The following is a 25,511-nucleotide window of genomic DNA, read 5'->3' as shown; positions in this document are numbered from 1 at the left end:
ATGTGTTCTCCTAACGTTGTATTTGGGTCAGATAAAATTGCGCCAGCGCCAGGTCTTCCGGCCTTGTCACCTTCAGGTTATCACTGCGCCCGCTCACCAGCTCAGGGTGGTAGCCACAATATTCCAGCGCAGAGGCTTCATCCGTGATCGTGGCGCCTTCATTCAGCGCACGCAGCAGGCAGTCATGCAATAACGCCTGCGGGAAAAGTTGCGGTGTCAGCGCATGCCACAGCGCTTCGCGCTCAACGGTATGATCAATATTGCTGCGGCCCCCGATGGCGCGTTTCATCGTATCGCGCACCGGGGCGGCAAGAATACCGCCCACTTCGCTGGTGGCGGTCAGTGCCAGCAGTCGGGTCAAATCGCTGAGATGCAGGCAGGGCCGAGCCGCATCATGCACCAGCACCCATTGCGCCTCTTTTGCCGCCTGCAAACCTGCCAGTACCGAATCAGCGCGCAGTCCGCCGCCGACCACCGTCGTCACACGCACATCCGCGGCCACCGGCAACTGGCGAAAATGGATATCCTGCGGGCTGAGCGCCACGATCACCCGGCTGACAGCCGGATGAGCCAGCAGCGCATCGATGCTGTGTTCCAGAATGGTTTTTTCACCAATGGTGAGATATTGCTTGGGGCACTCGGAGAGCATACGGCTACCGATCCCCGCAGCGGGGACGATGGCGATGATCTCCGGAGAGGATTCGGCGTTATTCATGATGCTCATGGTGATGGTTACTGACTGGCTGTTCGCTGCTGCGCGTTTCGTTTGTTTTGATCCGGCACAAGGCGATAGAAGGTCTCGCCGGGTTTAATCATCCCCAGCTCATTGCGTGCGCGTTCCTCGATCGCTTCCGAACCGCCGTTTAAATCGTCGATTTCGGCAAAAAGCTGATCGTTACGCGCTTTAAGCTTGGCGTTATTGGCCTGTTGCTGAGCAACATCCTCATTAACGCGTGTATAATCATGAATGCCGTTCTTGCCCAGCCAGAGCGAATACTGCAGCCAGCCGAGAAGTACAAGTAACAGCAACGTAAGTTTGCCCATCCCCGCCCCCTGAAAAACGGCTCAATCATCCCATAACTTTTGGTATGACTCCACTCCGTCGATGAAATAGAACCACTTTCTCAGAATACGGCGTCAATACGCGTTAAAAAACAGCAAAAAAGAGCATTAAAACGCCCTGCACTGATAGATTTTGTAACGTTGCGATGTATTTGCACATCTCACTGACGGGTCACCAGCCGGTGAGAAGCGTAAATAACAGCCAGAAAAGGGCGATCACCAGCAGCACCGTCGCCAGCGCAGCCCAGACAAAATGCTCACGCAGCAGCATAGTCGCGGCGATTCCCACCAGCACCGACACCGGTAACAGTGCCAGGAAGAAAGGCCAGGTGTAGAGGAAAAAAAACAGGGTAGTGGAACCATACAGCAGGAAAGGGATCGCCAGCGCGACCCACCATGAAACAAAGCCCATCGCGCCACCAGGGATGGCCCATGACGGCTCTTCCCGCTCGCGTTCGTCTTTACCTGCCAGCATGGGGGTAACGTTTTGCATAGACTTCCCGTTGATGCTTAGGCGGAGGCCAAACTGCCTCCGCCTGATAACTGCCCGCAAACGGGCGTTAGCCGAAGCTCTCTCAGGGTTTGATAATATCTCGCTGGCGCAGCACGTCTAATAACTGGCGGGTTAAATGTGTTACCAATTGTTCACCATCCAGATGAATATCCGCTCGTTCAGGGGCTTCATACACTGCATCGATACCGGTGAAATTTCGCAGCTCCCCGGCTCGGGCTTTTTTGTATAACCCCTTCGGATCGCGTACTTCACAGATAGCCAGCGGCGTGTCGACAAAGACTTCAATAAAACGCCCTTCCCCGACCATGTCGCGCACCATCTGACGCTCGGCACGATGAGGGGAGATAAAGGCGGTTAATACCACCAGCCCGGCATCCACCATCAGCTTCGCCACCTCACCGACGCGGCGAATATTCTCTTTACGATCGTCATCACTGAAGCCGAGATCGCGGCACAGGCCGTGACGCACATTATCCCCGTCCAGCAGATAGCTGCTGACGTTCAACCGATGCAGTGCCTGCTCCAGCGCGCCAGCGACGGTGGATTTACCGGAACCTGACAGCCCGGTAAACCACAGCACTACGCCCTGATGACCATGCTGCTGCTCACGCTGTTCCCGGCTGACCGGATGCGCGTGCCACACCACATTTTCATCATGCTGCGCCATATTACTTACCGCCCAGCAGGTCGCGTGCATTCCAGTGTGGGAAATGACGACGCACCAGTGCATTCAGTTCCAGTTCAAAGGCGCTGAAATCACCGCTGCTCTGTTGCACATCGTCCAGCGGCTGACGGATCATACCCGCGCCAACGGTCACGTTGCTCAGGCGATCGATAAAGATCATCCCGCCGGTCACCGGGTTTTGCTGGTACGGATCCAGCACCATTGGCTCATCGAAGATCAGATCCACCAGCCCGATACCGTTCAGCGGCAATTCATCGGTGTTGTGCTGCGTCAGGTTGTTGATCTCCACCTGATGCTGAATGCGCTCCACGCGCGCACGGGTTTTCTTCCCGGCAATTTTCACGTCGAAACTCTGGCCCGGCACCAGCGGTTTTTCCGCCATCCAGACCACATCCACTGCCGCAGCCTGCACCGGCGTCAGGTCAGCATCCGCGGCCACCAGCAGGTCGCCACGACTGATATCAATTTCGTCTTTCAGCACCAGAGTAATCGCTTCCCCGGCGGCAGCCTGCTCCAGATCGCCATCGAACGTCACGATGCGCGCAACAGCAGACTCCACGCCAGATGGCAGCACCTTCACCCGCTGTCCGACCTGAATAATGCCGGAGGCCAGCGTCCCGGCGTAGCCGCGGAAGTCGAGGTTCGGGCGGTTAACATACTGTACCGGGAAGCGCATTGGCTGCTGCTCCACCACGCGTTGTACATCCACGGTTTCCAGAACGTCCAGCAGCGTTGGGCCGCTGTACCAGTTCATCGCGTCGCTCGGGGAGGCGACGTTTTCGCCCTCCAGCGCCGACAGCGGCACAAAGCGGATATCAAGATCGCCTGGCAACTGCCCGGCAAAATCCAGGTAATCCTGTTTGATCTGCTCGAAGGTCTCCTGGCTGTACTCCACCAGATCCATCTTGTTGATGGCGACGATCAGATGCTTGATACCCAGCAGAGTGGAGATAAAGCTGTGGCGACGGGTCTGATCGAGCACGCCTTTGCGCGCATCGATCAGCAGGATCGCCAGATCGCAGGTTGAAGCGCCGGTCGCCATGTTGCGCGTGTACTGCTCATGGCCCGGCGTGTCGGCGATAATGAATTTACGCTTCTCGGTGGAGAAGTAGCGATAGGCCACGTCAATGGTAATGCCCTGCTCACGTTCAGCCTGTAAACCATCAACCAGCAGCGCGAGATCCAGTTTTTCGCCCTGGGTGCCATGACGTTTACTGTCGTTGTGCAGTGACGAGAGCTGATCTTCGTAAATCTGACGTGTGTCGTGCAGCAGACGGCCAATCAGCGTACTTTTGCCATCGTCCACGCTGCCGCAGGTAAGAAAGCGCAGCAGACTTTTATGTTGCTGGGTGTGCAGCCAGGCTTCCACGCCGCCCTGGTCGGCAATCTGTTGTGCAATTACTGTATTCATGACGGTTCCTTAGAAGTAGCCCTGGCGTTTTTTCAGCTCCATTGAGCCGGCCTGATCGCGGTCAATCATGCGCCCCTGGCGCTCACTGGTGGTGGAAACCAGCATCTCTTCGATGATCCCAGGCAGCGTTTGCGCTTCGGACTCGACGGCGCCGGTCAGTGGCCAGCAGCCGAGGGTACGGAAACGCACCATACGTTGCTCGATCACTTCGCCCGGTTGCAGGTCAATGCGATCGTCGTCGATCATCATCAGCATACCGTCACGCTCCAGCACCGGGCGTTCCGCGGCCAGATACAGTGGCACAATCTCGATATTTTCCAGGAAGATGTACTGCCAGATATCCAGCTCTGTCCAGTTGGACAGCGGGAAAACACGGATGCTTTCGCCTTTGTTAATCTGACCGTTATAGTTGTGCCAAAGCTCAGGCCGCTGATTTTTCGGGTCCCAGCGATGAAAGCGGTCACGGAAGGAATAAATGCGCTCTTTCGCACGAGATTTCTCTTCATCACGGCGTGCGCCACCGAAGGCCGCATCAAAACCGTACTTATTCAGCGCCTGCTTCAGCCCTTCAGTTTTCATAATGTCGGTGTGTTTGGCACTGCCGTGAACGAACGGGTTAATGCCCATCGCCACGCCTTCCGGATTGCGGTGGATCAGCAGCTCTGCACCAATATTTTTCACCATGCGATCGCGGAATTCGTACATTTCGCGGAATTTCCAGCCAGTATCAACATGCAGCAGCGGGAACGGCAGTGTTCCCGGATAGAAGGCTTTACGCGCCAGGTGCAGCATCACCGATGAGTCTTTGCCGATAGAGTACATCATCACCGGGTTGCCGAACTCTGCGGCCACTTCGCGGATAATATGGATGCTTTCCGCCTCCAGTTGACGCAGATGAGTGAGTCGTTTCTGATCCATATCTTTTCCTCAAGCCAAATTCACAACAGGGGACTCGCGTCCGTCCTGCTGCGCTGAATGTTGAAACCATGCCAACTCGTCATGCAGTTTGACCACTTCGCCAATCACTAACAGCGCCGGAGTTGGGGCGTTTCGTGCCAGTTCTTCAAGTTGTTGTAAGGTCCCGGTCAGTACCTGCTGATCCTGACGGGTGCCGCGGCTAATCACCGCAGCCGGGGTGGCCGGATCGCGCCCGTGCGCCATCAGTTGGCTGGCAATGTCGCCTGCCGCCATGGCCCCCATATAAATAGCCAGCGTCTGACGTGAACGGGCCAGCGATGGCCAGTCGGTGCCGTTGCCATCCGCACGGCATTGTCCGGTGACGAACAGAACGCTTTGTGCATGGTCACGGTGAGTCAGTGGGATGCCCGCGTAGGCGGTCGCCCCTGCTGCTGCGGTCACGCCCGGCACTACCTGGAAGGGAATGCCAGCGGCCACGGCGGCCTGAAGCTCTTCGCCCCCCCGGCCAAAGATAAACGGGTCACCGCCCTTCAGGCGCACAACGCGTTTGCCCTGCTTCGCCAGTTTTACCAGCAGGCGGTTGGTTTCCTCCTGCGGAACACTGTGGGCGTTAGCGCGCTTACCCACGCAGATGCGGTCAGCATCGCGGCGCACTAAATCCAGAATTTCATCGCTGACCAGATGGTCATACAGCACCACATCAGCCAGTTGCATCACCTGCAAGCCACGCAGGGTCAGCAGGCCACTGTCGCCAGGCCCGGCACCCACCAGAATAATCTCTCCCTGCGGGGCTTCCGGGTCAGTCAACTGCTGGTCCAGCGTGCGTTTAGCCCCTTCAAGATTGCCGGAGGCGACCTGATTGGCGAATAAGCCGTTGAAGGCTTTTTCCCAAAAACGGCGGCGGTCGGACATCTTGTTGAAGCGGGCTTTCACCTTCCCGCGCCACTGGCCGGCAATATGCGCCATCTGTCCCAGGTTCGCAGGCAGCAGCGATTCCAGTTTTTCACGCAGCAGGCGTGCCAGTACGGGCGCAGTGCCGCTGGAGGAGATCGCGACCACCAGCGGGGAACGATCAACAATAGAAGGAAAAATAAAGGAGCATTTTGGCTGGTCATCAACCACGTTGGCCAGCAGACGGCGCGCAGTGGCATCCAGATAGACCTGACCATTGAGTTCGCCATCATCGGTGGCGGCAATCACCAGGAACACCTGATCAAGCTGAGTGGCCTGATAATCCTTTGCCAGCCATTCGATACTGCCGCTGTCATGCAATGCGGCCAGTTCTTCACACAGATGGTGTGACACGACCAGCACATGCGCACCGGCGCGGCGCAGCAGTTCGATTTTGCGTGCAGCGACATCGCCACCGCCAACCACCAGCACCGGCTTGTGTCTGATATCAGCAAAAAGAGGGAGATAATCCACGTGAACCCTGTCTATATCACTATTGTTAAGGGGACTATACGTCCCGCGCTTAAGGCTTATGAAATTACTAATTGGAATGAGTAGTTACCGAATGGAATAACGCCCCGGTAAAGCTGAGAACAAAATGTGCTTAACAGATGATATTTCGCACCTTTCAGAGAGATTAAAATTGTTTAACGGCCGTCACAATTTCATACTAACTGCGCAAAAATTTTCGTACGTATCGTCACTGACGACGTATCAATGCCTAAATGATTAGGCGTAATTGTCGCAGCCAGTTTGGACCCGGACAGCGCTCAATCCCGCAGCGTACACGCAGTACGTGAGGATTTTGAGCACTGCCCAGGTTCAAAATGGCAAGTAAAATAGCCTGATGCGACAGGTTTTAAGGAATGATCCATGGTAACCCTTCTGCGCCAGGGGATGCTGGCAGCACTGCTCATTTGCGGCATCAATTTCAGTACGAATGCCGTCAGTATAAAGACAGGCAGTATCGCCGAACAGCAACTGCGGCATATTGCCACCTATTTTCCCGGCAGAATGGCGGGCAGCCCGGCGGATATGCTGACCGCCGATTATCTGCAGCAGCAGTTCACCCAGCTTGGCTATCACAGCAACCAGCGTCGTTTCACCACGCGTTATGCCTATCAACATCAGAGCGGTGATGTGACATGGCGCAACGTCAATGCAACCTCGGTGATTGCGGCCCGGGAAGGTCAGGTCGCACAGCAGATTGTGATTATCGCCCACAGCGACAGCTGGACGCCGCACAATGATAGCGAGATGCAAAATAACCTCGGTGGGCTCACCAATCAGGGCGTGGATGATAATGCCTCCGGCCTGGGGGTAATGCTGGAACTGGCACAGCGGCTCGGTACTCAGCCGCTGCATTACAGTTTGCGTTTCGTTGCTCTGAGCGGCGAAGAGATTGGTCATCAGGGCAGCGAAGACTACCTTTCGCGTATGACCCCCGAAGAGAAACACAATACGCTGCTGGTAATTAATCTCGACAGCCTGATTATCGGCAGCCATCTGACGTTTACCAGCGGCAGCAAAACCCCCAAAGCCGTGGCCCGGCAGACGCGCGATCGCGCCATGACACTGGCCCGTCATCTGGGCATCAAAAGTTCGGCGCAGACAGCGAGTGAAGAGACCCCCTTCGACCGCGCCGGCTTCCCGCTGCTGTCGGTCAACGCCAGCGATGCGCCATCCGGCAAGCTGCCGCGTAGTATCGCCCAGCACTTCCCTGTTGCGCTGCGCCATCAGGCACAGCGTGATAATCTGACCTATATTGACCGCTGGTTACCGGGGCGTATCACCCACCGAGCACATGATTCGGTGGCGGTGCTGCTGCCCTTGATTCGCGAACTGGCTAATCCTTAATGTTTTGGAGTGATGAATGTATATCGTCTTTCTGACCTACACCCGTCCCATGGAAGAAGTGGAAGCGCTGCTGGAACCTCACGTTGCCTGGATTAATCGTTACTTTACCGCCGGGGCCTTTATCAGCGCCGGGCGTAAAGATCCGCGCACCGGCGGCATGATCATGGTGAAAGAAATGGACAGAAAGCAGCTGGACGTTATCCTGGCGGAAGATCCGTTCCAGAAAGTCGCCAGCTACGAAGTGACAAAAGTGAATATCACCCGCTCTGCGGATAAGTTTGCGGCACTGACCGGGATTTGATGGTCCCGATACCAACAGCTACCCCGCTTTAATACAGAGCACCGGTGACCGCAATGGGCAGAACGCCAGGACGCCGTAAACCCTTCCCTGGGGGCTTCGCTGCGGCATCCATGCCGCAGAGACCTGGCTAACCTGTCCCATCACGTTCACCTCTCTGGCAACAGCATCGCGGCCAGAAAAGGCGAAAATCCCACGGAAGGATACGTCAATTTCAAGTAGTCGCTGTGATCCTCGGCCTGGCAACGACAGCCGTTCAGCCCGCAATGGCCATTTTTGGCTGTGATCATTTTGGTGGTGCTGATTATGGGGATAGTACAATCCTGAATGCGATCGCGCCGAGACTTCTGATAATCCAGGTAAATTCACTACTGATGTTGCAGCAGATAACTGATAGGGTCCCCATTTCTTTTATGGGGCCTTTTAGGCTTCGCTTGCGGCACCATAACAGAGGAAGGCAGCACGTTATCACTGAATGCCCATAACAAGGAGAATGTATGGCTCAGGATATGTTTATAAAAATCAATGGCGTTGAAGGTGAGTCACTGGATTTTTCTCATAAAGGGGAAATCGAAGTCTTGAGGTGGAACTGGTCAGTCGCTCAGCCAGCTAATATGCACTCTGGAAGTGGCGGAGGTGCAGGAAAATCAACCGTACACGATTTATATTTCAAACATTACATTGATAGATCCTCGACAAATCTCATTCAATATTGCCTGACGGGAAAACATATCCCGGAGGCTGTTCTGACCGTCAGAAAAGCCGGTGGTTCTCCATTAGACTTCTTAAAAATAACATTGCAAGAACTGATTATTACTTGTGTCGAGCCGATTGGCATGGTCCATATGCCAATACCAATAGAGAAAGTAGGTCTTTGTTTTTCAAGAGTGAAATTCGAATACTTACCACAGAGTGCAGAGGGGAAGATAATGGGCATGGTAGCAATGGGTTATGACATTAAAGCTAACGCGACTATTTAGATCCTAATGGGATAGGCTCTTAGTGCATTTATAAAGGAAGATAATATGTATATAGATGAAGACGGTTATATTTATGATGACCGCATCGAGAGAAAGATATTTAAAACGATTGAGAGAGGGAGTCTCGATAGCGTTAATGGTATTGTCGTGCATCAAACTGATAGTTCGTCAGCTCAAAGTACTTTTAACAGTTATGCCAACAAGGCTGCTAATGGAGCACATTTTCTAATAGATAAAGATGGCAAGGTTTATCAAACAGCGTCGTTATTTAAAACAACCTGGCATGTTGGTTTGATGCAATCTAAATGCTTCTTAAAAAAAACATGTCAACCTACCGAAGTTCGTTTAATAGCATTGCACACTAAAAAATTTTGGGAACGAAAAATATCCAAGGAAATATCTGATATAGAAAGAGAAAAGAACTTCCCGGAGCGTTTTCCAAATAACACCGATAGCATAGGCATTGAAATAGTTGGAAAGGCCGCAGGCCCTAAAGGTAATGAAGTTTACGAGACTGTTACAGATAAGCAGAACGAGTCTCTTAAATGGCTCGTTGCAGAGCTTACTTCAACATTTAACGTTCCTATGACTGAAATCCATAGACATCCCAATGTAGGCAGAAAAAACAACACGGAAGCGAGTACAGCAAAATGGGAATAAAAAAAAATTTATTCTACCCCCTGCTATTTTTAACTTTATACACTCATGCGGGCAGGGAGGTGGATCATATTGAAATATTAGAGGGTGGTCACTATGCTTCTAGTGTTGAAGATACAGAGGGATATTCTAAATGGTGTAAGCTTTTCAACCCCACAAAAAAGGAATTAATCGATTACTTTGCCAAGGCCAGGGAGGACGAATTTGGCGTAGGATGGGTTCACGAATACTACTCTCCTTGTATCGCTTCTGGCACTGTTACATTTAAAGATGGATCTTATGGGGTTTGGGGACTGCACGATAGCGGCCTTGGCTCTGTATATTTTGAGGATAAAGTGAACGCAGGGAAGAAGAGGTTATTCCTTTATCTGAATAACAAATGGGAAGATGAATGAAAACTGTAAGTTTCCTGTCAAAAAATGAGGGGACAAACGGGGTCGAATACAAGAAATGGGAATAAGAAAAGTGATTTTTTGGTTTTCATTACTTTTCCCTGTATTTGTTCAGGCGAGTAGAGAATTCACTCCAGTGGGCTTGGATGGGTGGACTTCACCCAAGGGAGTAGAAAATATTTCTACCACATCGATAATGAGTGGGAAGATTAAGCGAACCAGCAAAACAGGAATGGAAAAAATAAATTTTTATAGTCATCTTAACTGGCCGACCGGAAAAGAAGGTCGGCCACTACAGATGCTTAAAGAAACCAGGCCACGACGCTAATTTGGTAACAAGTAACACTACTCGTGCAGGCCGCACTCGCGCTTCAGGCCAAAGAAACGCGTCTCTTCTTCTGCCATTCCAGGTTCCCACTTACGCGTGGTGTGGGTATCCCCCACCGAGAGATAACCCTGTTCCCACAGCGGGTGGTAGCTCAGGCCATGCTGTTGCAGATACTGATATACCTGACGATTATCCCAGTCGATGATCGGCAACAGCTTAAAGACGCCTTTCTTGATCGCCAGCACCGGCAAATGCGCCCGGCTCCCGGACTGATCGCGGCGCAGGCCGGCAAACCATGTCTGGGCGTTCAGCGTCTCCAGCGCACGGTTCATGGGTTCAACCTTGTTGATCTGGTTATAACGCTCAATGCCCTCTACGCCCTGCTCCCACAGCTTGCCATAACGCGCTTCCTGCCACGCCGGGCTGTGCTCTGCGCGGAACACCTGTAAGTTAAGATCCAGCTTCTCCGTCAGTTGATCGATAAACTGATAGGTTTCCGGGAACAGATAGCCGGTATCCGTCAGGATCACCGGAATATCTGGCTTCTGACGCGCAACCAGATGCAGACTGACCGCCGCCTGAATGCCAAAACTGGAGGTCAGCACGGCCTCGCCCGGCAGGTTCTCCAGACCCCAGATCACCCGATCTTCGGCAGACAGTTTATCCAGCGTGTTGTTGATTTCGGCGAGCGCCATGACGCGCTCCACCTTCGGTAATGCGTTCAGTGTCGTCAGATCGAGAACTGCCATATCACGCCTCCCTCATTCCCAGAAATCACGGGCCGGATCGAGTACCGGCCGGACGATCCCGGCACGGATGGTGAAATCACCGAAACCTTCGTCAGCTTCGCGCTCTTTCGCCCAACGGCCAACCAGCTCATCCAGCGTTGCCAGAATCTGCTCTTCATTGATGTTCTCACTGTGCATCCGCGGAATGCGTGTACCCACGCGGTTACCGCCCAGATGCAGGTTGTAACGCCCCGGCGCCTTGCCGACCAGGCCCACCTCAGCCAGCAGCGCACGGCCACAGCCATTCGGGCAACCCGTTACGCGCAGGACAATATGCTCATCACCCACGCCGTGCTTATTCATGATGCCTTCAACACGCGTCACAAACTCTGGCAGGAAACGCTCCGCTTCAGCCATTGCCAGTGGGCAGGTCGGGAAGGCCACGCAGGCCATCGAGTTTTCACGCTGATGACTGACGTTTTCCATCAGACTGTGTGACACCGCAAGCTGTTCAATCTTCTCTTTCTCTGACTCCGGCACCCCGGCAACAATCAGGTTCTGATTCGCCGTCAGGCGGAAGTCGCCCTGATGGATCTTAGCGATCTCGGCCAGACCGGTTTTCAGCGGCCGGCCTGGGTAGTCCAGCAAACGACCATTTTCGATAAACAGCGTCAGGTGCCATTGATTATCAATGCCCTTAACCCAGCCAAAACGATCGCCACGTGTGGTGAATTCGTACGGACGGGTCGGCTCGAAGGTCAGCCCTGCACGGCGCTCCACCTCCGCTTTAAACACATCCGGGCCAACGCGCTCCAGCGTGTATTTAGTTTTTGCGTTCTTACGGTCGGTACGATTACCCCAGTCACGCTGAGTGGTGACGACGGCTTCGGCCACATCGAGAATTTTTTCCAGCGGCAGATAACCGAACTCACTGGCGGTGCGTGCGTAAGTGGCTTTATTCCCGTGGTCGATAGACAATCCGCCGCCCACCAACAGGTTAAAGCCCACCAGCTTGCCATTCTCGGCAATCGCAATAAAGTTCAGGTCGTTGGCGTGCAAATCGACGTCATTATGCGGCGGCACCACTACGGTCGTTTTGAACTTACGCGGCAGATAGGTTTCACCCAGGATCGGCTCAACGTCAGTGGTGGCCACTTTTTCCTGATCCAGCCAGATTTCGGCGTAAGCGCGGGTCTGTGGCAGCAGATGCTCAGACAGCTTTTTGGCCCACTCGTACGCTTCCTGATGCAGTTCAGACTCAATCGGGTTTGAGCTGCACAGCACATTACGGTTCACGTCATTGGCGGTCGCCAGCGCATCCAGACCCACTTCATGCAGCATCTGATGCGCCGGTTTAACGTTGCCTTTCAGAATGCCGTGAAACTGGAAAGTCTGACGGTTGGTCAGACGAATACTGCCGTAAATCGTGTTATCGGTGGCGAACTTGTCGATCGCCAGCCACTGTTTCGGCGTCATGATACCGCCCGGCAAACGGCAGCGCAGCATCATCGCATGGCGTGCGTCCAGTTTCTGCTCTGTGCGTTCAGCACGGATATCACGGTCATCCTGCTGGTACATACCGTGGAAACGGATCAGCAGGAAGTTATCGCCGTTGAAGCCGCCGGTCAGCCCGTCGTGCAGGTCTTCGGCAATGCCACCACGCAGATAGTTACTCTGTTTTTTCAGGCGTTCAGCGTCGACCAGCTTGCCTTCGACCACCAACGGCCCTGGGTATTTTTCATTGCTCATTAGTACACATCTCGCTGATAACGGCGCTCAATGCGCAGCTCACTTAAAAATTCATCCGCCGTTTCGGTGTCCATTGCACCGAATTCGGCTACCACTTCCAGTAATGCCTGCTCAACGTCTTTAGCCATACGATTTGCATCGCCACAGACGTAAATGTGCGCGCCCTCTTCGATCCAGCGCCACAGTTCCGCACCTTTCGCACGGATTTTATCTTGTACGTACACTTTATGATCCTGGTCGCGGGACCAGGCTAAATCAATGTTTGTCAGCAAACCGTCTTTCACGTAACGCTGCCACTCAACCTGATACAGGAAGTCTTCGGTAAAGTGTGGATTACCGAAGAACAGCCAGTTTTTACCGCCAGCCCCTTCCGTATCACGCTGCTGCATAAAGGCGCGGAACGGTGCAATCCCGGTGCCCGGGCCAATCATAATCACCGGTGCATCCGGGTTGGCTGGCAGACGGAAATTATCGTTGTGCTCAATGAAGACACGGATTTCTGCATCCTCCTCCAGACGATCAGCAAGATAGCTGGAAGCCCCGCCAGCACGCGCACGGCCTTCAATCTCAAAGCGCACAGCACCAACGGTGATATGCACTTCGGTTTCATTCTCAGCCTGCGAAGAAGCAATCGAATAGAGGCGCGGCGTCAGCGGACGCAGCAAGCCGAGTAACTGCTCAGCGTTCAGCTCAGTCGGGGCGTAACGCGCCATATCAACAATCGGCGTGTTCTGCGCGTAATGGTGAAGTTTGGCTTTCTCGTCAATCTGCGCCAGTAACGCTTCATTACGGGAAAGCTGGGCATACTGCTCGACGATCTGCGGGGTATTGACCGTCAGTTCATAATGTTTTTGCAGAGCCTCTGCCAGTGGTAACGTCTCGCCGTTCACGGTGACTGTCTCGTCGCCTTTCAGCCACAGCAGTTCAAGCAGCTCTTTGACTAACAGCGGGTCATTTTCGAACCATACGCCGAGTGCATCGCCCGGCTGATAACGCAACCCGGAATCACCCAGATCAATTTCAATATGGCGCACATCTTTATCGGAGTCACGGCCCGTGATTTTCTGATTGACCGCAAAGCTGGCGGTCAGCGGAGTTTCTTTGGTGTAGGGGCTGCTGTGAATTTCATTCACGCTACCTGTTGCCGCTGCGGCAATCTGACCCGCGCTGGCATCCGGCACACGAGCTTTAAGAACATCCACCACCTGCTTACGCCAGGCTTCGGCCTGTTGCGCGTACTCCACGTCAGCATCAACGCGATCGAGCAGACGCTCCCCGCCCAGTTCAGCCAGTTTGTTGTCAAAATCTTTTCCGGCCTGGCTGAAAAATTCGTAAGACGTATCCCCCAGACCAAACACCGCAAAGGCGCTGCCGTCCATTTTTGGCGCTTTCTTCGACATCAGGAATTTATGCAGCGCAACGGCTTCTTCCGGCGGCTCCCCCTCGCCCTGCGTGGAGGTCACCACGACCAGTAGCTTCTCCTGCCCAATCTGCTTGAATTTGTAATCACCGGCATTCACCAGGTTAACGTTCAGTTGCACGGCCAGCAGGTCATCACGCAGCTGTTCGGAGAGACGTCGTGCATTCCCGGTTTGTGACGCAGAGAGAATAGTGACGGTTGGCACCTCAACCGCAGCGGGAGCGCTGGCGACTGCCGTACCCGGCGTCTGATTGACCATGCCCCAGAAATAACCGGAAAGCCACGCCAGCTGGGTGGGGGAATAATCACCGGTGGCTGCCTGTAAGCGGGCAAGCTGGTCCGGATTTAACGGAAGCATGTTAGAGGGTGCCTGAGTCGTCATTACGTTGAAAATTCCACAGTCAGAGAGCTATTAACAACAGGGTAAGGGCAAGCATAATAACCCTTAAATAAGGGTTGGAAATAATTAATAACCAAAATGACTAAACGGTTTTTATGGTAAGCATTAGCGACAAAACAGGTTAATTATTTTCATACTATTCAATTAGTTAAAAACAACACCTTTAACAGGTATTTCCCTTTATCGCGTTTAGCCGGGAAACGGGTGCGAAAAAAGCTGTTTTCCGGTATCCTGCGGCGGTTTTATTGATAAAGACTGAGACTGTCACTATGGCGACTACGCTGTTTAAAGATTTTCAATTCGAAGCCGCGCACCATTTACCGAATGTGCCAGCAGGGCACAAATGCGGCCGCCTGCACGGGCATTCCTTTATGGTTCGTCTGGAAATTACTGGCGAAGTGGATGCGCATACGGGCTGGGTAATGGATTTTTCAGAGATCAAGGCGGCGTTCAAACCCGTTTATGATCGTCTGGACCATTATTATCTCAACGACATCCCTGGGCTTGAAAACCCGACCAGCGAAGTGCTGGCAGAGTGGATCTGGCAACAGATGAAGCCGGTTCTGCCACTGTTAAGCGCCGTACTGGTGAAAGAGACCTGCACCGCTGGCTGCGTCTATCGCGGTTGATTGCCAGACAGGCCTGTCAATCAGGCCTGCTTTTCTATACCCGTCATACTTCAAGCTGCCTTCATGCACCTCGAATTATTTTCGGTCTATATGCGTTTTTCAGAAAAGCTTATGAATTAAATATATATTCTTAGAGAATATATTATATCATTTCAAGATATAAGCGCTCCTTACACCACCGTGATATTCTCTCGCCACAGAACAAAAATCGATATTTATTTTTTAAGATGGGTGAACAATGCCAGCATGGCTTACGTTAGCAATTGATTCATTCTGGCCGATGCTGTACGCCGGTGTGACATTTACCATCCCTTTAACGCTGGTCTCTTTTGCACTGGGTTTATCGCTGGGTTTTATCGTTGCACTGGCACGATTATATGGGCCTAAGCCCCTGCAATATATTGTGCGATTTTATGTCTGGCTTATTCGTGGCACGCCATTATTGGTACAGCTCTTTCTGATTTTCTATGCACTTCCTGGCGTAGGCATTACGCTTGATGCTTTTCCGGCTGCGGTTATTGGCTTCACGCTGAATATTGGTGCCTATACTTCTGAAGTGATCCGCGCCACGTTGCTTTCTGTGCCAAAAGGTCAGTGGGAAGCGGCGCACTCCATCAGTATGAGCTGGGTTCAGGCACTGCGTCGCATCATTATTCCACAGGCTGCACGCATTGCCGTCCCGCCGTTATCCAATACCTTTATTTCGCTGGTCAAAGATACCTCTCTGGCCTCGGTCATTACCGTCCCTGAGATGTTTCTGGCCGCACAGCGTATTGCGGCCGTCACTTATCAGCCATTAATACTGTATACCGAAGCCGCCATTATTTATTTATTAATCAGTTCTGTTTTATCTGCATTACAGACCAGACTGGAAAATAAGCTCGCCAGCAATAGCACGGTAAAGGAAAGAGATAATGATAAAATTATCCAACATTGAAAAACAATTTGATGGCAATCCGGTTTTAAAGAATATCGACCTGACAATTAATGAAGGTAGCGTGACGGCACTTATCGGCCCTTCAGGTAGCGGCAAGAGCACATTATTACGCTGCATCAACCTGCTGGAAATACCGCAGGCGGGCGAGTTAACCATCGGTAACGAACATATTGTATTTTCCGGCAGCCAACGTGTTGCCCGAAAAGATATCCGTCGTATTTGCCAGCAAACCGGCATGGTATTCCAAAACTTTCAGCTGTTTCCACATCTGACCGTCATTGAAAACATTATGGAAGGGTTGATTACCGTCCATAAACAGCATCCCGCTCAGGCTCGCGAACGTGCCGAAGCGCTGCTGAAGAAAGTGGGCATGATCCACAAGCGCGATGCCTGGCCTGCCACCCTGTCCGGTGGTCAGCAGCAGCGCGTGGCGATTGCCCGCGCACTGGCGCCGTCACCCAAGGTGCTGCTTTGTGATGAACCCACATCGGCGCTGGACCCGGAGCTGTCGCTTGAAGTTGTTGCGGTGCTGAAGGATCTGGCAAAAGAAGGAATGACCATGCTGATGGCAACGCACGACCTGCGTCTGGCCGCCAATATTGCTAACAACGTGGTGTTTCTCGAAGCGGGGGAGATCGTGGAGACGGGAACCTCCCGCGATCTGTTTACCCGCGCCGAGAAACCCAGAACGAAAGCCTTTATCTCGACCCTGACCGACACCCTGCCCGATTCCTGGGAAATATAATTTAAGACCCCATCACAGACAGCATTCAGGAGTTTTTAATGAAAAAGATCGCAACGTTATTATTGGCAGGCCTGGTCCAGCTGAGCTTCTCCTCTGCCGCACTGGCAGAAACTGATCTCGCTAAGATTCAGTCGGCCGGCGTGCTGAAAATTGGTACGGAAGGAACCTATCCACCGTTTACTTACCACGATGCTTCCGGCGCGTTAACCGGTTTTGATGTCGAGATCGGCCGCGAAGTGGCTAAACGCCTGAACGTGAAAGCGGAATTCGTAGAAGGGAAGTGGGATGGTCTGATCGCCGGGCTGGATGCCAGGCGTTATGAAGCGGTGATTAACCAGGTGTCTATCACTCCGGAGCGTCAGCAGAAATATGATTTCTCTGTACCCTACATCGCCTCAAAAGGCGTGCTGATTGTGCGCAGCGATAACACCAGTATCAAATCCTTCGAAGATTTGAAAGGCAAAAAATCAGCGCATACGCTGACCAGCAACTATGCACAGCTGGCACGCAGCTACGGTGCGGAGATTGTCGGCACCGACGGCTTTAACCAGTCGGTCGATCTGGTGGCCAGCGGCCGTGCCGATGCCACCATTAACGATAACCTGTCGTACCTCGACTTTAAAAAACACAAGCCGGACGCCAACGTGAAAATCGCTGCCACCCGTGCCGATGCCGAGCAGGAAGGTATTCTCATCCGTAAAGGCAACCCTGAGCTGAAAGCCGCCATTGATAAAGCCTTAGCTGAGATTAAAAGCGACGGGACTTATCAGCGCATTTCTCAGCACTATTTTGCCGCTGACGTTTCCAAATAACCCCCTCTGTGACACTCCGCAGGGCAACTAATGCCCTGCGGAGACGCTTCTCCTGCTGATGAGTGACTTCAATGACGATCTCCTCCACTGACCTGTTTACCGTCGTTCAGCCCACGGTGCCGCTTGCCGATCCGCATGTTCTGTCAGATATCCGTGACCGGCGCAGCATTATTGATGCGATCTTTGATGCGCTCGTCAGACGCAACGATGAGGGCGAGTTTATTCCGTGGCTGGCGGAAAGCTGGTCAGTGGAGGACGATTGCCGACGCTGGTGCTTCCAGCTGCGCGCTGGCGTGCGCTGCCACAACGGCGCAATACTCACAGCCTTTGATGCCCAAGCCTCTCTGCTGCGCGCGCTCTCACCGGAGATGCCAGGCGAGCTGGGTACGCAGGGCGTGCTGCGCAGCTATTTACAGCATGCCACCGTGACAGTGGCCGATAATGGCGCGCTGACGATCGACAACCCGGAACCTTTTGCTGATCTGCTGGATTTACTGGTGGATATTGCCATTGTTCCGGCAGACAGCCTGCACGCGCTGCCACAGCAGCCTATCGGCAGCGGTCCTTACCAGTTCGCAGAGCAGCAGCCAGGGCGTATAACCCTGCACGCCTTTGATGATCACTGGGCGGGTAAACCGCCAGCCGCCACGCTGGTGTGGCTGGCCGAGCCTGATGCCGTGCAACGCCAGGCGCTGTTCGCCCGTGGTGAGGCCGATCTGCTGGTTGACCCGCTGTTTGAGCCAGCTGGCGCGGAACACATCGTCAGCCAGCGTAGTTATCTGTGCATTATTTTTCTGCTGAACCTGTTTGAGGGTGCCACACAGGATGTTCGGGTCAGAAAGGCGCTGAATTATGCCGTTAATCGTCAGGCGATTATCGCGCATCCACAGATCGCTCAGGGCCACGCGCGCCCCTTAGCCGGGCCGTTAACGGCCCGCCACAGCGTTATTCCGCAGGATGTGCAGCCCTATCGCTACGATCCCAACGCAGCACGACAGCTGCTGGCAGACGCGGGCTATGCCTCAGGGCTGAAGCTGTCGCTGGCGCTCCCGGCACGCTTTCCCGATGAATCGATTGTGCTGGCCCGGCATATCGCGGAGGAACTTCAGGCGGTGGGTGTGACCGTCGATTTGACTATCTATGAAGACAGACCGGCCTATGCGCAGCGGGTACGCGATAAGCAGTTTGGCGATATTGCCTGCTTTGACTCCAGCCCGGCCAGCGGCTGGCGCATTTACCGTGAAAAACTGGATTCCCGCCAGCAGGGCCCGTGGTGGCAGGGGTATCACAGCGAGGCGCTCAATGCGCTGCTTGACCGTGCCGCCGCGACGGCTGATGGCGATCAACGTGCGGCAATCATGCGCCAGGCGTTTACTCAGGTTCACGATGACGCACCCTGGCTATTTTTGTATGCCCCGGATCATCGCTGGGCGCTGGGAGAGAAAGCCCGCGGCTGGCACCCCTGCGCAGAAGGTCGGGTCCGCATCCTCTGATACCCTAAGGTGGCTCACAATACCGAGCCACCTCCCCGGCCCCCCATCCGTCTTTACTCTTCCCCTCTCAGCAGTCGCCCGGCGTCCTCTGCGCTAAACCATGCCACCAGAAAATCCAGCAATGTACGCAGGCGTGCAGACTGGTACTGCCGCGACGAATAAATCGCATACAGCCCCAGCTCATCAAGCTGATACTCTGGCAGCAAGGCTACCAGTTCACCGCTGGCCAACAGCGGTCCTGCACTGTAGTTCGGCTGCATGGAAATACCGGCCCCCGCCAGGGTGGCAGAGAGCAGCATCACCGAATCATTGCCACTCAGATTACCACTGACCGCCACCGCCTCTTTCTCCTCGCCCCGGGTGAAGTGCCACAGGCTTTTACCGAAATGCGAGTAGGCCAGGCAGTTGTGATGGGTGAGGTCCTGCGGGATCTGCGGCGTTCCCGCACGGGCAAGATAAGCGGGAGCCGCACAAATCACCGACTGACAGGTATGCAGGGGGCGGGCAATCAGGTTGGGCTCCAGCTGGGCAGTAATGCGCAGCGCCAGATCAATACGTTCTTCCACCAGGTTGACCCGTTGATTGCTGATGTGCAGGTCGATACGCACCCGAGGATAACGCTGCTGAAACGCGGTCAGTGCCACCATCAGCACGCTTTGCCCCAGCGACAGCGAACAGGAGACGCGCAGCAGCCCGGAGAGCCCCTCTCCCTCTGGCTGGTTGCTGTGCTCAATCTCGGCAGACAGCGCCGCCAGTTGCTGGCAACGCGCCAGGGCATGCTCTCCGGCAGGCGTCAGGCTCAGACGGCGGGTGCTGCGATGCAGCAGGCGCGCCCCCGCCCAGCTTTCCATCTGGTTCAGATAGCGGGTGACCATAGCCCGCGACATATCCAGCGTTTCCGCCGCCGCCGACAGGCTGCCGCGTTGAACAATGGTGATAAAAACCGTCGCTGCGGTGACGCGATCCATAATATGTCCGTTTTATGCAACAATCTGTTGCCTGATAGTCGGTTTATCTGCTGTATTTTGCAACCTACACTGGGTTCTTTTCCGACTCACAGGTTATTTACGATGAAAACCCGCCTCACTCTCCTGCTGGCGCTGACGGCCAGCGCTCCACTGTATGCCGCTGAAACCCTAAAACTGGAAGTTTATAATCCAGGCGAAGCCAGTATGTTTGCGGTTTCCAGCGAAATCATTTCCGGCCCGAATGAAGTGGTGCTGATTGATGCCCAGTTCCAGCGCAATGATGCCGAAGCGCTGGTCAAACGCATCAAAGCGACAGGAAAAACGCTCACTACGGTGTTTATCAGCCAGTCGGACCCGGATTTCTACTTCGGCCTCGATACGATTAAGCACGCCTTCCCACAGGTGAAAATTCTCGCTACTGCCGCCACGGTAGATCTCATTAAACAGAGCAAAGAGGGCAAGCTGGCGTTCTGGGGGCCGAAGATGGGCGCTAACGCTCCAGAGTCGCTGATTGTTCCCGAGGTCTTACAGGGCGACAGTTTTAAGGTGGACGGTGAGCGCATCGAGGTAAAAGGCGTGAACGGCCCGCAGCCGCAGAATACCTGGCTGTGGGTGCCCTCCCTGAAAACAGTGATGGGCGGCGTGGTGGTGTATGGCAATAATATTCACGTCTGGATGGCCGATGCGCAGTCAGCCACCGAGCGGTCAGTTTGGCAGCAGAAGCTGGAAGCGATTACAGCGCTGAAACCGGTGCGCGTTGTTCCAGGGCATTTCCTGCCGGGTGCGGCAGAGACAGTGGCGTCGGTGAACTTCACTCACCAGTATCTGAAAACGGCTGAAAGCGTGTTGGCAGAGAGTAAAGATGCCGCCAGTTATACCGCGACGATGAAGACGAAATACCCTGATTTAAAAGATGCGTCGAGCCTGGAATTGAGCGCGAAAGTGCTGAAAGGCGAGATGAAGTGGCCGCAGTAACCCTTCAGGGTCTGAAATCGTAGGGGCGAGGCACGCCTCGCCACATCCGCAACGGGTGAGGCATGCCTCACCCCTACATGGCCCTGTCGATCCGGGTCAGGCAATATTCAAATATTTGTGCGTCTGCATCGATAACCGCCAGTTACGCGCAATGCAGGTTTCAATGCACAGCTTCGTCGCATCATCCTTCTGACTGATCGGCTGTAGCGCGATAATCCGCGCCTTATCATCGCTGAGCGTTGCCAGCAGATCATCCAGCGCATCGACGTCGCGCTGACGCGCCACCGGGTGTTTCACTTCATCGGCGCGCACCAGGGCCTGATGCAGCACATCATAGCCGCCGCGCATATTCACCTTCGGCGACACTGTCACCCAGGTTTCCGGCGTACAGCGCACATCGTGCGTGCCGCTGGTTTCAATCTGGCAACCGAAACCATGCTGCTGAAGGGCTGCGGTCAACGGAGTGAGATCGTGAATGCACGGCTCACCGCCGGTGATCACAATATGTTTCGCCGTCCAGCCATGCTGGCGGATCACGCCGATCAAGGCCTCTGCATCGGCGGCACCCCAGGCATCGGTTTCGACGGTTTTCAGCAGAATATCGCCCAGCGATGTCTCCCGATCGGCCAGTTTATCCCAGGTATGTTTGGTATCACACCAACTGCAGCCCACCGGGCATCCCTGCAAGCGGATAAAAATTGCCGGTACGCCGGTATAAAGACCTTCGCCCTGCAACGTCTGGAACATTTCATTTATCGGGTACTGCATTAACATCTCGACTGGTGGCTAAAATACGGGCGCAGATTATGGCAGATTGACAGAATAAGGCCAAACAAAGCGTGCCAATCATTGCGCCGCCGTTGACCCTCCCCCCAATGCAGACGGTCAACGGCCAGGCAGGCGGGGTTAAAACGTCTCCCAATTCCCTTCGTCGGTGGCTGCGGCTTTACGCGGAGCGGCCAGCCGTGGGGTTTTGAGTGCCTGAGCGCTGCGGTTATCGACAACCACAGCACGCTGTGGTCCGATTTTAAACACGGCAACCGCCTGAGACAGCAGGCTGGCCTGCTCTTCCAGTGACGCTGACGCAGCCGCAGATTCCTGCACCAGAGAGGCATTCTGCTGCGTCACCCGATCCATCTCGGTGACGGCAAGGCCAATCTGGTCGATGCCACGGCTCTGTTCATCAGACGCCGAGGAGATCTCACCCATAATATCGGTGACGCGCACCACCGCGCTGACGATATCCGTCATGGTTTCCCCTGCCGTCGCCACCTGCTGTGAACCGGCATCCACGCGGTTGACTGAGTCCTCAATCAGGGATTTAATCTCTTTGGCAGCCTGGGCGCTGCGCTGGGCAAGATTACGCACTTCGCCCGCGACAACGGCAAACCCACGCCCCTGCTCACCGGCTCGTGCCGCTTCAACCGCCGCATTCAGTGCCAGGATATTGGTCTGGAAAGCGATGCCGTCGATCACGCTGGTAATATCAGCAATCTTTTTAGAACTTCCCGCGATCTCATTCATGGTTTTCACCACACCTTCTACCACCCTGCCGCCTTTCGCGGCGGTTTCTGAGGCGTTCTTAGCCAGCTGTGACGCCTGACGCGCGTTTTCGGCGTTCTGCTTCACGGTGGCCGTTAACTCTTCCATGCTGGCCGCAGTTTGCTCCAGCGAGGCCGCCTGCTGTTCAGTACGGGAAGAGAGATCGTTGTTACCCTGAGAAATTTCACTCGCCCCGGTGTAAATGGCATTCGAACTGTCACGCACATTACCCACGGTGCCGATCAGCGACTGCTGCATTTGCGTCAGGTTACTGGCCAGCAGACCCATTTCGCTGCGCCCGTCCACCACCAGGGTTTCGGAAAGGTCACCCGCCGCGATACGCTGAATATGGACCAGCAACTGTTTTAACGGCGTCAGCAGAACACGTTTGATCACCACCCAGACCGAGCCCACCAGCAGCAGCAATATCAACACCACCGCCCCCAGCGTCCAGACCATATGGTTGTAGCCGTTTTGGTTATCGGTGACGCCCACCGCCAGCAGGCTGCCGTTCTGCTCACGCCAGCGGTCATAATTTTTTTCTAAATCATCCTGGGCTTTCTGCGCTTCCAGATTACCGTACGCTTCGTAGTTATTAGCCCCCAGATACTGAATGGACTGTTTCATGGTGTCGTACATCAGCTGATAGCTGCTGACAATGGCGTCATCCAGTGCCGTATTCTGGCCCTCTACCGCCGGATACTGTTTATAACGGGCAAAATGTTGTCCGGCATCGTCCAGCGTTTCAGAGGCCTGGCCCAGCAGTTTTTCAATCGCCGCCATGGAGGCAGGATCGGTCTGCTTTTTCAGGATACGGATAGCCACCCGGTTGATGGTGACCCGCGTTTTGACCAGTGTTTGCCATGCATCACTCAGTTGCCCCTGTTGCTCAGTCAAAATCGTGGCACGGGTGAAGTTGGCTTTGTCCTGGCTTATCGCATTGAACGAGAGCGCGCTGGAGACAAGCAATAGCGCACTAAAAATGATCAGCATGATAACGATGCTGGTGACGACTTTTATATTTTTTAGCATGGTGCGCACTCTGTGATGGGGTTAGCCCGATAACAGCTAATATCGGTTCAGAGTGGCATTTACTTTAATTACTTACAAAAGCCCTGTGGGCGGCCCTTTGACGGCCGCCCGGATTGATAAATTACATAAATCTGTTGTCGCGCATCTGCACCATCGCCTGCTTCGCCACGTCTTTCGCCCCGCTCAGGGTAAAGTGACCGTAGTCGTTCGAGGTCGGATGGCCGTCAGACGCCAGCCCGCGACAAATGTTACCGGGGCAGACAATCGAATAGACCGAGATATAGGGCGTTCCCTGCTCGGCCATCGCTGTACGCATTTGTTCGTCCGTCCCGCGGATCTCTTTCTTAATCGATGAGGCAACCAAATCTTTTCGTCCGTCCGTCTGATAAGCCAGCAGGTCCGGCAGCGCTTCGGTATATTCGACGGTCGGCCCCATGACGATGATATTGCCAGAGCGAGATTTCAGGTGCTCGAGCGTTGCGCGCAGAGGCGCGATATCCTCCGGTGCCCAGCGCGCCGAAATGATAATGCCGTCAATATGATGTTCTGCGATCCACTGGTCGTAGACATAGTCCACCAGTCGGGTGCACGGATTACGCAGTGACTGCTGGTACAACGGCTTACAGCCTGCTGAGGTCGCCTGAATAACGTTCACTCCGTCCCCCGCCGCCAGGCTGATAGCACGCCACAGATGCGCTGCATGGCTGTCACCGATCATCACATAGTTCTTCGCGGTCGGAGAGGTCTTGAGGCAGAACTCACGATCAAACGGCTTATCTTCCTCGCTCTTACCATCAACGAAACACTGCCCACGACGATATTGGTAGTCAAACTCCGGCATCTTGCTGTATTCCGAGTACTGCGCCAGCGCCAACGCCGCCGGAGAAAATTGCCCGGAGCTGTTACTGATATGGCCTTTATACAGCGCTCCGCTGGCCATCACGGCAAGCCCTATCACCGAAGCCGCCACAATACGGCCCGGGCTGATGTAAGACAGTTTGTAGCGGAACGGGATTTCGATCAGATAGCGCGATGCCACTGCCAGTCCAAAGGTTAAGGCGAGGATCACCAGCTCACGCACACCCGGTTCAAAATTAAAGAACATGCGCGAGTAAACAATGATCGGCCAGTGCCACAGATACAGGCAGTAGGAGATCATACCGATATACACGACCGGCTTCAGTGCCAGCAGACGGGAGACGACAGACTGCTGACCCGCCAGGATAATCAGGAAGCTACCAAGACACGGATAGAGCGCATTCCACGCCGGGAAAGGCAGGGTGGTATCAAGCCAGAGAAAACCAAACAGAATCAACGCCAGCCCGCTGAGGCTCATGGCGTGTTTCACCCCGGTACGGTAATGGGCGGTTTTGGCTTCCAGCCCGGCGATAGCAATAATCCCGCCGAGCGCCATCTCCCAGGCGCGGGTCGGAAGCATGTAGAAGGTAAAGGTAGGTTTGCGCGTAACGCCGTAAATACTCAACAGCAGCGAACCCGCTATCACCAGCAGCATCACCTGAGTGGTACGGTTGCGGAACAGACGGATCACCAGCAACAGGATGATGGGGAAGAGAATATAGAACTGCTCTTCCACCGCCAGCGACCAGGTATGCAGCAGCGGCTTGAGATCGGCCGGGCCATCAAAATAGCCGGTGGTTTTCCAGAAAAAGATATTCGATGCCGACAGCAATGCCGCCAGCGCACTGTTGCTCAGATCGGTAAACTGAGCGGGAAGCAGGTGGTAATAACCAAATATCATCACCGCCAGCAGCACCACAAACAGCGGTGGCAAAATACGCAGGCAGCGACGTTTATAGAAATCGAGATAAGAGAAGTTGCCACTCATGGCACTGTTATAAATAATGCCGCAGATCAGATAGCCGGAAATCACAAAGAAGATATCGACGCCGGTAAAACCGCCGGGTATCCCCCCTATTCCCATGTGGTACGCAATAACCGGCAGTACGGCGAGTGCGCGTAGCCCGTCAACATCAGCACGGTATTTCATATTTTCTGATCCTGGTTACA

Annotated in this window: 25 protein-coding genes; 11 read left to right on the top strand and 14 right to left on the bottom strand. The window is 54.2% G+C overall.

The window, feature by feature from the left end; all coding sequences use genetic code 11:
- Positions 1-10 precede the first annotated feature (10 nt).
- The 7 genes from ispD to cysG form a co-directional block, all read right to left on the bottom strand.
- Positions 11-715, bottom strand: a complete 705-nt coding sequence (gene ispD / locus FY046_RS17275) for a 2-C-methyl-D-erythritol 4-phosphate cytidylyltransferase (protein WP_133846026.1) — start codon at positions 713-715, stop codon at positions 11-13.
- 17 nt (positions 716-732) lie between these two features.
- Positions 733-1,044, bottom strand: coding sequence for a cell division protein FtsB (gene ftsB, locus FY046_RS17270; RefSeq protein ID WP_133846027.1), 312 nt, complete (start codon positions 1,042-1,044; stop codon positions 733-735).
- A gap of 190 nt (positions 1,045-1,234) precedes the next feature.
- Positions 1,235-1,555 carry a DUF3561 family protein gene (locus FY046_RS17265; RefSeq protein ID WP_133846028.1) on the bottom strand — a complete coding sequence of 107 codons (321 nt, stop codon included), beginning with the start codon at positions 1,553-1,555 and terminating at the stop codon, positions 1,235-1,237.
- A gap of 82 nt (positions 1,556-1,637) precedes the next feature.
- Positions 1,638-2,243: an adenylyl-sulfate kinase gene (gene cysC / locus FY046_RS17260; RefSeq protein ID WP_133846029.1), complete on the bottom strand. Its 606-nt coding sequence runs from the start codon at positions 2,241-2,243 to the stop codon at positions 1,638-1,640.
- 1 nt (position 2,244) lies between these two features.
- Positions 2,245-3,672 carry a sulfate adenylyltransferase subunit CysN gene (cysN, locus tag FY046_RS17255; protein WP_133846030.1) on the bottom strand — a complete coding sequence of 476 codons (1,428 nt, stop codon included), beginning with the start codon at positions 3,670-3,672 and terminating at the stop codon, positions 2,245-2,247.
- 9 nt (positions 3,673-3,681) lie between these two features.
- The gene (gene cysD, locus FY046_RS17250; RefSeq protein WP_133846031.1) at positions 3,682-4,590 is read right to left on the bottom strand and encodes a sulfate adenylyltransferase subunit CysD; all 909 of its coding nucleotides are present in this window, start codon (positions 4,588-4,590) and stop codon (positions 3,682-3,684) included.
- Positions 4,591-4,599: 9 nt separating this feature from the next.
- On the bottom strand, positions 4,600-6,015 hold the full coding sequence (gene cysG / locus FY046_RS17245; RefSeq protein WP_133846032.1) for a siroheme synthase CysG: 1,416 nt from the start codon (positions 6,013-6,015) through the stop codon (positions 4,600-4,602).
- Between the two features lie 399 nt (positions 6,016-6,414).
- On the opposite strand from cysG, the gene FY046_RS17240 reads away from it, so the two are divergent.
- The 5 genes from FY046_RS17240 (at position 6,415) to FY046_RS17220 (ending at position 9,728) form a co-directional block, all read left to right on the top strand.
- Positions 6,415-7,398 carry an aminopeptidase gene (locus FY046_RS17240; protein ID WP_167863276.1) on the top strand — a complete coding sequence of 328 codons (984 nt, stop codon included), beginning with the start codon at positions 6,415-6,417 and terminating at the stop codon, positions 7,396-7,398.
- Between the two features lie 16 nt (positions 7,399-7,414).
- Positions 7,415-7,699, top strand: a complete 285-nt coding sequence (locus FY046_RS17235; protein WP_159337947.1) for a YciI family protein — start codon at positions 7,415-7,417, stop codon at positions 7,697-7,699.
- Positions 7,700-8,193: 494 nt separating this feature from the next.
- On the top strand, positions 8,194-8,676 hold the full coding sequence (locus FY046_RS17230; protein ID WP_167863277.1) for an Hcp family type VI secretion system effector: 483 nt from the start codon (positions 8,194-8,196) through the stop codon (positions 8,674-8,676).
- 45 nt (positions 8,677-8,721) lie between these two features.
- Positions 8,722-9,336 (top strand): peptidoglycan recognition protein family protein, encoded by a 615-nt coding sequence (locus FY046_RS17225; RefSeq protein ID WP_159337945.1) that lies wholly within the window; start codon positions 8,722-8,724, stop codon positions 9,334-9,336.
- A 59-nt stretch (positions 9,337-9,395) separates the two neighbouring features.
- Positions 9,396-9,728, top strand: coding sequence for a hypothetical protein (locus FY046_RS17220; protein WP_159337944.1), 333 nt, complete (start codon positions 9,396-9,398; stop codon positions 9,726-9,728).
- A gap of 342 nt (positions 9,729-10,070) precedes the next feature.
- On the opposite strand, the gene FY046_RS17215 is transcribed toward FY046_RS17220, so the two are convergent.
- The 3 genes from FY046_RS17215 to cysJ are packed head-to-tail and all read right to left on the bottom strand — an operon-like array spanning position 10,071 to position 14,332.
- On the bottom strand, positions 10,071-10,802 hold the full coding sequence (locus FY046_RS17215) for a phosphoadenylyl-sulfate reductase (RefSeq protein WP_133846036.1): 732 nt from the start codon (positions 10,800-10,802) through the stop codon (positions 10,071-10,073).
- A 12-nt stretch (positions 10,803-10,814) separates the two neighbouring features.
- The gene (gene cysI / locus FY046_RS17210) at positions 10,815-12,530 is read right to left on the bottom strand and encodes an assimilatory sulfite reductase (NADPH) hemoprotein subunit (protein ID WP_133846037.1); all 1,716 of its coding nucleotides are present in this window, start codon (positions 12,528-12,530) and stop codon (positions 10,815-10,817) included.
- Positions 12,530-14,332: an NADPH-dependent assimilatory sulfite reductase flavoprotein subunit gene (gene cysJ, locus FY046_RS17205; protein ID WP_446186310.1), complete on the bottom strand. Its 1,803-nt coding sequence runs from the start codon at positions 14,330-14,332 to the stop codon at positions 12,530-12,532. Before cysJ ends, cysI begins: the two co-directional genes overlap by 1 nt.
- Positions 14,333-14,619: 287 nt before the next feature.
- Between cysJ and queD the strand changes: the two genes are divergently transcribed.
- The 5 genes from queD to FY046_RS17180 all read left to right on the top strand — a co-directional run bounded on the left by queD (position 14,620) and on the right by FY046_RS17180 (position 18,966).
- Positions 14,620-14,979: a 6-carboxytetrahydropterin synthase QueD gene (gene queD, locus FY046_RS17200; protein ID WP_133846039.1), complete on the top strand. Its 360-nt coding sequence runs from the start codon at positions 14,620-14,622 to the stop codon at positions 14,977-14,979.
- A 238-nt stretch (positions 14,980-15,217) separates the two neighbouring features.
- Positions 15,218-15,916 (top strand): amino acid ABC transporter permease, encoded by a 699-nt coding sequence (locus FY046_RS17195; protein ID WP_133846040.1) that lies wholly within the window; start codon positions 15,218-15,220, stop codon positions 15,914-15,916.
- Positions 15,894-16,661 (top strand): amino acid ABC transporter ATP-binding protein, encoded by a 768-nt coding sequence (locus FY046_RS17190; protein WP_167863281.1) that lies wholly within the window; start codon positions 15,894-15,896, stop codon positions 16,659-16,661. The genes FY046_RS17195 and FY046_RS17190 overlap by 23 nt, the downstream gene beginning before the upstream one ends.
- 38 nt (positions 16,662-16,699) lie before the next feature.
- Positions 16,700-17,473 (top strand): amino acid ABC transporter substrate-binding protein, encoded by a 774-nt coding sequence (locus tag FY046_RS17185; protein ID WP_171149564.1) that lies wholly within the window; start codon positions 16,700-16,702, stop codon positions 17,471-17,473.
- A 71-nt stretch (positions 17,474-17,544) separates the two neighbouring features.
- Positions 17,545-18,966 carry an ABC transporter substrate-binding protein gene (locus FY046_RS17180; RefSeq protein WP_133846043.1) on the top strand — a complete coding sequence of 474 codons (1,422 nt, stop codon included), beginning with the start codon at positions 17,545-17,547 and terminating at the stop codon, positions 18,964-18,966.
- Positions 18,967-19,019: 53 nt separating this feature from the next.
- Here FY046_RS17180 and FY046_RS17175 read toward each other — a convergent pair whose 3' ends face one another.
- Positions 19,020-19,934, bottom strand: coding sequence for a LysR family transcriptional regulator (locus FY046_RS17175; protein ID WP_133846044.1), 915 nt, complete (start codon positions 19,932-19,934; stop codon positions 19,020-19,022).
- 102 nt (positions 19,935-20,036) lie between these two features.
- Here FY046_RS17175 and FY046_RS17170 point away from each other — a divergent pair, with 102 nt between their 5' ends.
- A complete protein-coding gene (locus FY046_RS17170) occupies positions 20,037-20,909 on the top strand; it encodes an MBL fold metallo-hydrolase (RefSeq protein ID WP_159337940.1) in 873 nt (290 codons plus the stop codon).
- 96 nt (positions 20,910-21,005) lie between these two features.
- Here the strand turns inward: FY046_RS17170 and queE are convergent, their stop codons facing one another.
- The 3 genes from queE to FY046_RS17155 form a co-directional block, all read right to left on the bottom strand.
- Positions 21,006-21,677, bottom strand: coding sequence for a 7-carboxy-7-deazaguanine synthase QueE (gene queE / locus FY046_RS17165; RefSeq protein ID WP_133846046.1), 672 nt, complete (start codon positions 21,675-21,677; stop codon positions 21,006-21,008).
- A gap of 138 nt (positions 21,678-21,815) precedes the next feature.
- Entirely contained in the window at positions 21,816-23,483 is a 1,668-nt protein-coding gene (locus tag FY046_RS17160; protein WP_133846047.1) for a methyl-accepting chemotaxis protein, read from the bottom strand.
- Positions 23,484-23,604: 121 nt separating this feature from the next.
- A complete protein-coding gene (locus FY046_RS17155) occupies positions 23,605-25,491 on the bottom strand; it encodes an acyltransferase family protein (protein WP_167863285.1) in 1,887 nt (628 codons plus the stop codon).
- Positions 25,492-25,511 lie beyond the last annotated feature (20 nt).

This window comes from Erwinia sp. 1181_3 (assembly GCF_052824965.1).
The sequence above is the reverse complement of the archived record's forward strand: the minus strand, read 5'-3'. Positions and strand labels throughout refer to the sequence as shown.

Bases quoted from the DNA above. Each gene is read 5' to 3' on its own strand.
- ispD (WP_133846026.1), bottom strand. From the start codon at position 715: ATGAATAACGCCGAATCCTCTCCGGAGATCATCGCCATCGTCCCCGCT.
- ftsB (WP_133846027.1), bottom strand. From the start codon at position 1,044: ATGGGCAAACTTACGTTGCTGTTACTTGTACTTCTCGGCTGGCTGCAG.
- FY046_RS17265 (WP_133846028.1), bottom strand. From the start codon at position 1,555: ATGCAAAACGTTACCCCCATGCTGGCAGGTAAAGACGAACGCGAGCGG.
- cysC (WP_133846029.1), bottom strand. From the start codon at position 2,243: ATGGCGCAGCATGATGAAAATGTGGTGTGGCACGCGCATCCGGTCAGC.
- cysN (WP_133846030.1), bottom strand. From the start codon at position 3,672: ATGAATACAGTAATTGCACAACAGATTGCCGACCAGGGCGGCGTGGAA.
- cysD (WP_133846031.1), bottom strand. From the start codon at position 4,590: ATGGATCAGAAACGACTCACTCATCTGCGTCAACTGGAGGCGGAAAGC.
- FY046_RS17240 (WP_167863276.1), top strand. From the start codon at position 6,415: ATGGTAACCCTTCTGCGCCAGGGGATGCTGGCAGCACTGCTCATTTGC.
- FY046_RS17235 (WP_159337947.1), top strand. From the start codon at position 7,415: ATGTATATCGTCTTTCTGACCTACACCCGTCCCATGGAAGAAGTGGAA.
- FY046_RS17230 (WP_167863277.1), top strand. From the start codon at position 8,194: ATGGCTCAGGATATGTTTATAAAAATCAATGGCGTTGAAGGTGAGTCA.
- FY046_RS17225 (WP_159337945.1), top strand. From the start codon at position 8,722: ATGTATATAGATGAAGACGGTTATATTTATGATGACCGCATCGAGAGA.
- FY046_RS17215 (WP_133846036.1), bottom strand. From the start codon at position 10,802: ATGGCAGTTCTCGATCTGACGACACTGAACGCATTACCGAAGGTGGAG.
- cysI (WP_133846037.1), bottom strand. From the start codon at position 12,530: ATGAGCAATGAAAAATACCCAGGGCCGTTGGTGGTCGAAGGCAAGCTG.
- cysJ (WP_446186310.1), bottom strand. From the start codon at position 14,332: ATGACGACTCAGGCACCCTCTAACATGCTTCCGTTAAATCCGGACCAG.
- queD (WP_133846039.1), top strand. From the start codon at position 14,620: ATGGCGACTACGCTGTTTAAAGATTTTCAATTCGAAGCCGCGCACCAT.
- FY046_RS17195 (WP_133846040.1), top strand. From the start codon at position 15,218: ATGCCAGCATGGCTTACGTTAGCAATTGATTCATTCTGGCCGATGCTG.
- FY046_RS17190 (WP_167863281.1), top strand. From the start codon at position 15,894: ATGATAAAATTATCCAACATTGAAAAACAATTTGATGGCAATCCGGTT.
- FY046_RS17185 (WP_171149564.1), top strand. From the start codon at position 16,700: ATGAAAAAGATCGCAACGTTATTATTGGCAGGCCTGGTCCAGCTGAGC.
- FY046_RS17180 (WP_133846043.1), top strand. From the start codon at position 17,545: ATGACGATCTCCTCCACTGACCTGTTTACCGTCGTTCAGCCCACGGTG.
- FY046_RS17175 (WP_133846044.1), bottom strand. From the start codon at position 19,934: ATGGATCGCGTCACCGCAGCGACGGTTTTTATCACCATTGTTCAACGC.
- FY046_RS17170 (WP_159337940.1), top strand. From the start codon at position 20,037: ATGAAAACCCGCCTCACTCTCCTGCTGGCGCTGACGGCCAGCGCTCCA.
- queE (WP_133846046.1), bottom strand. From the start codon at position 21,677: ATGCAGTACCCGATAAATGAAATGTTCCAGACGTTGCAGGGCGAAGGT.
- FY046_RS17160 (WP_133846047.1), bottom strand. From the start codon at position 23,483: ATGCTAAAAAATATAAAAGTCGTCACCAGCATCGTTATCATGCTGATC.
- FY046_RS17155 (WP_167863285.1), bottom strand. From the start codon at position 25,491: ATGAAATACCGTGCTGATGTTGACGGGCTACGCGCACTCGCCGTACTG.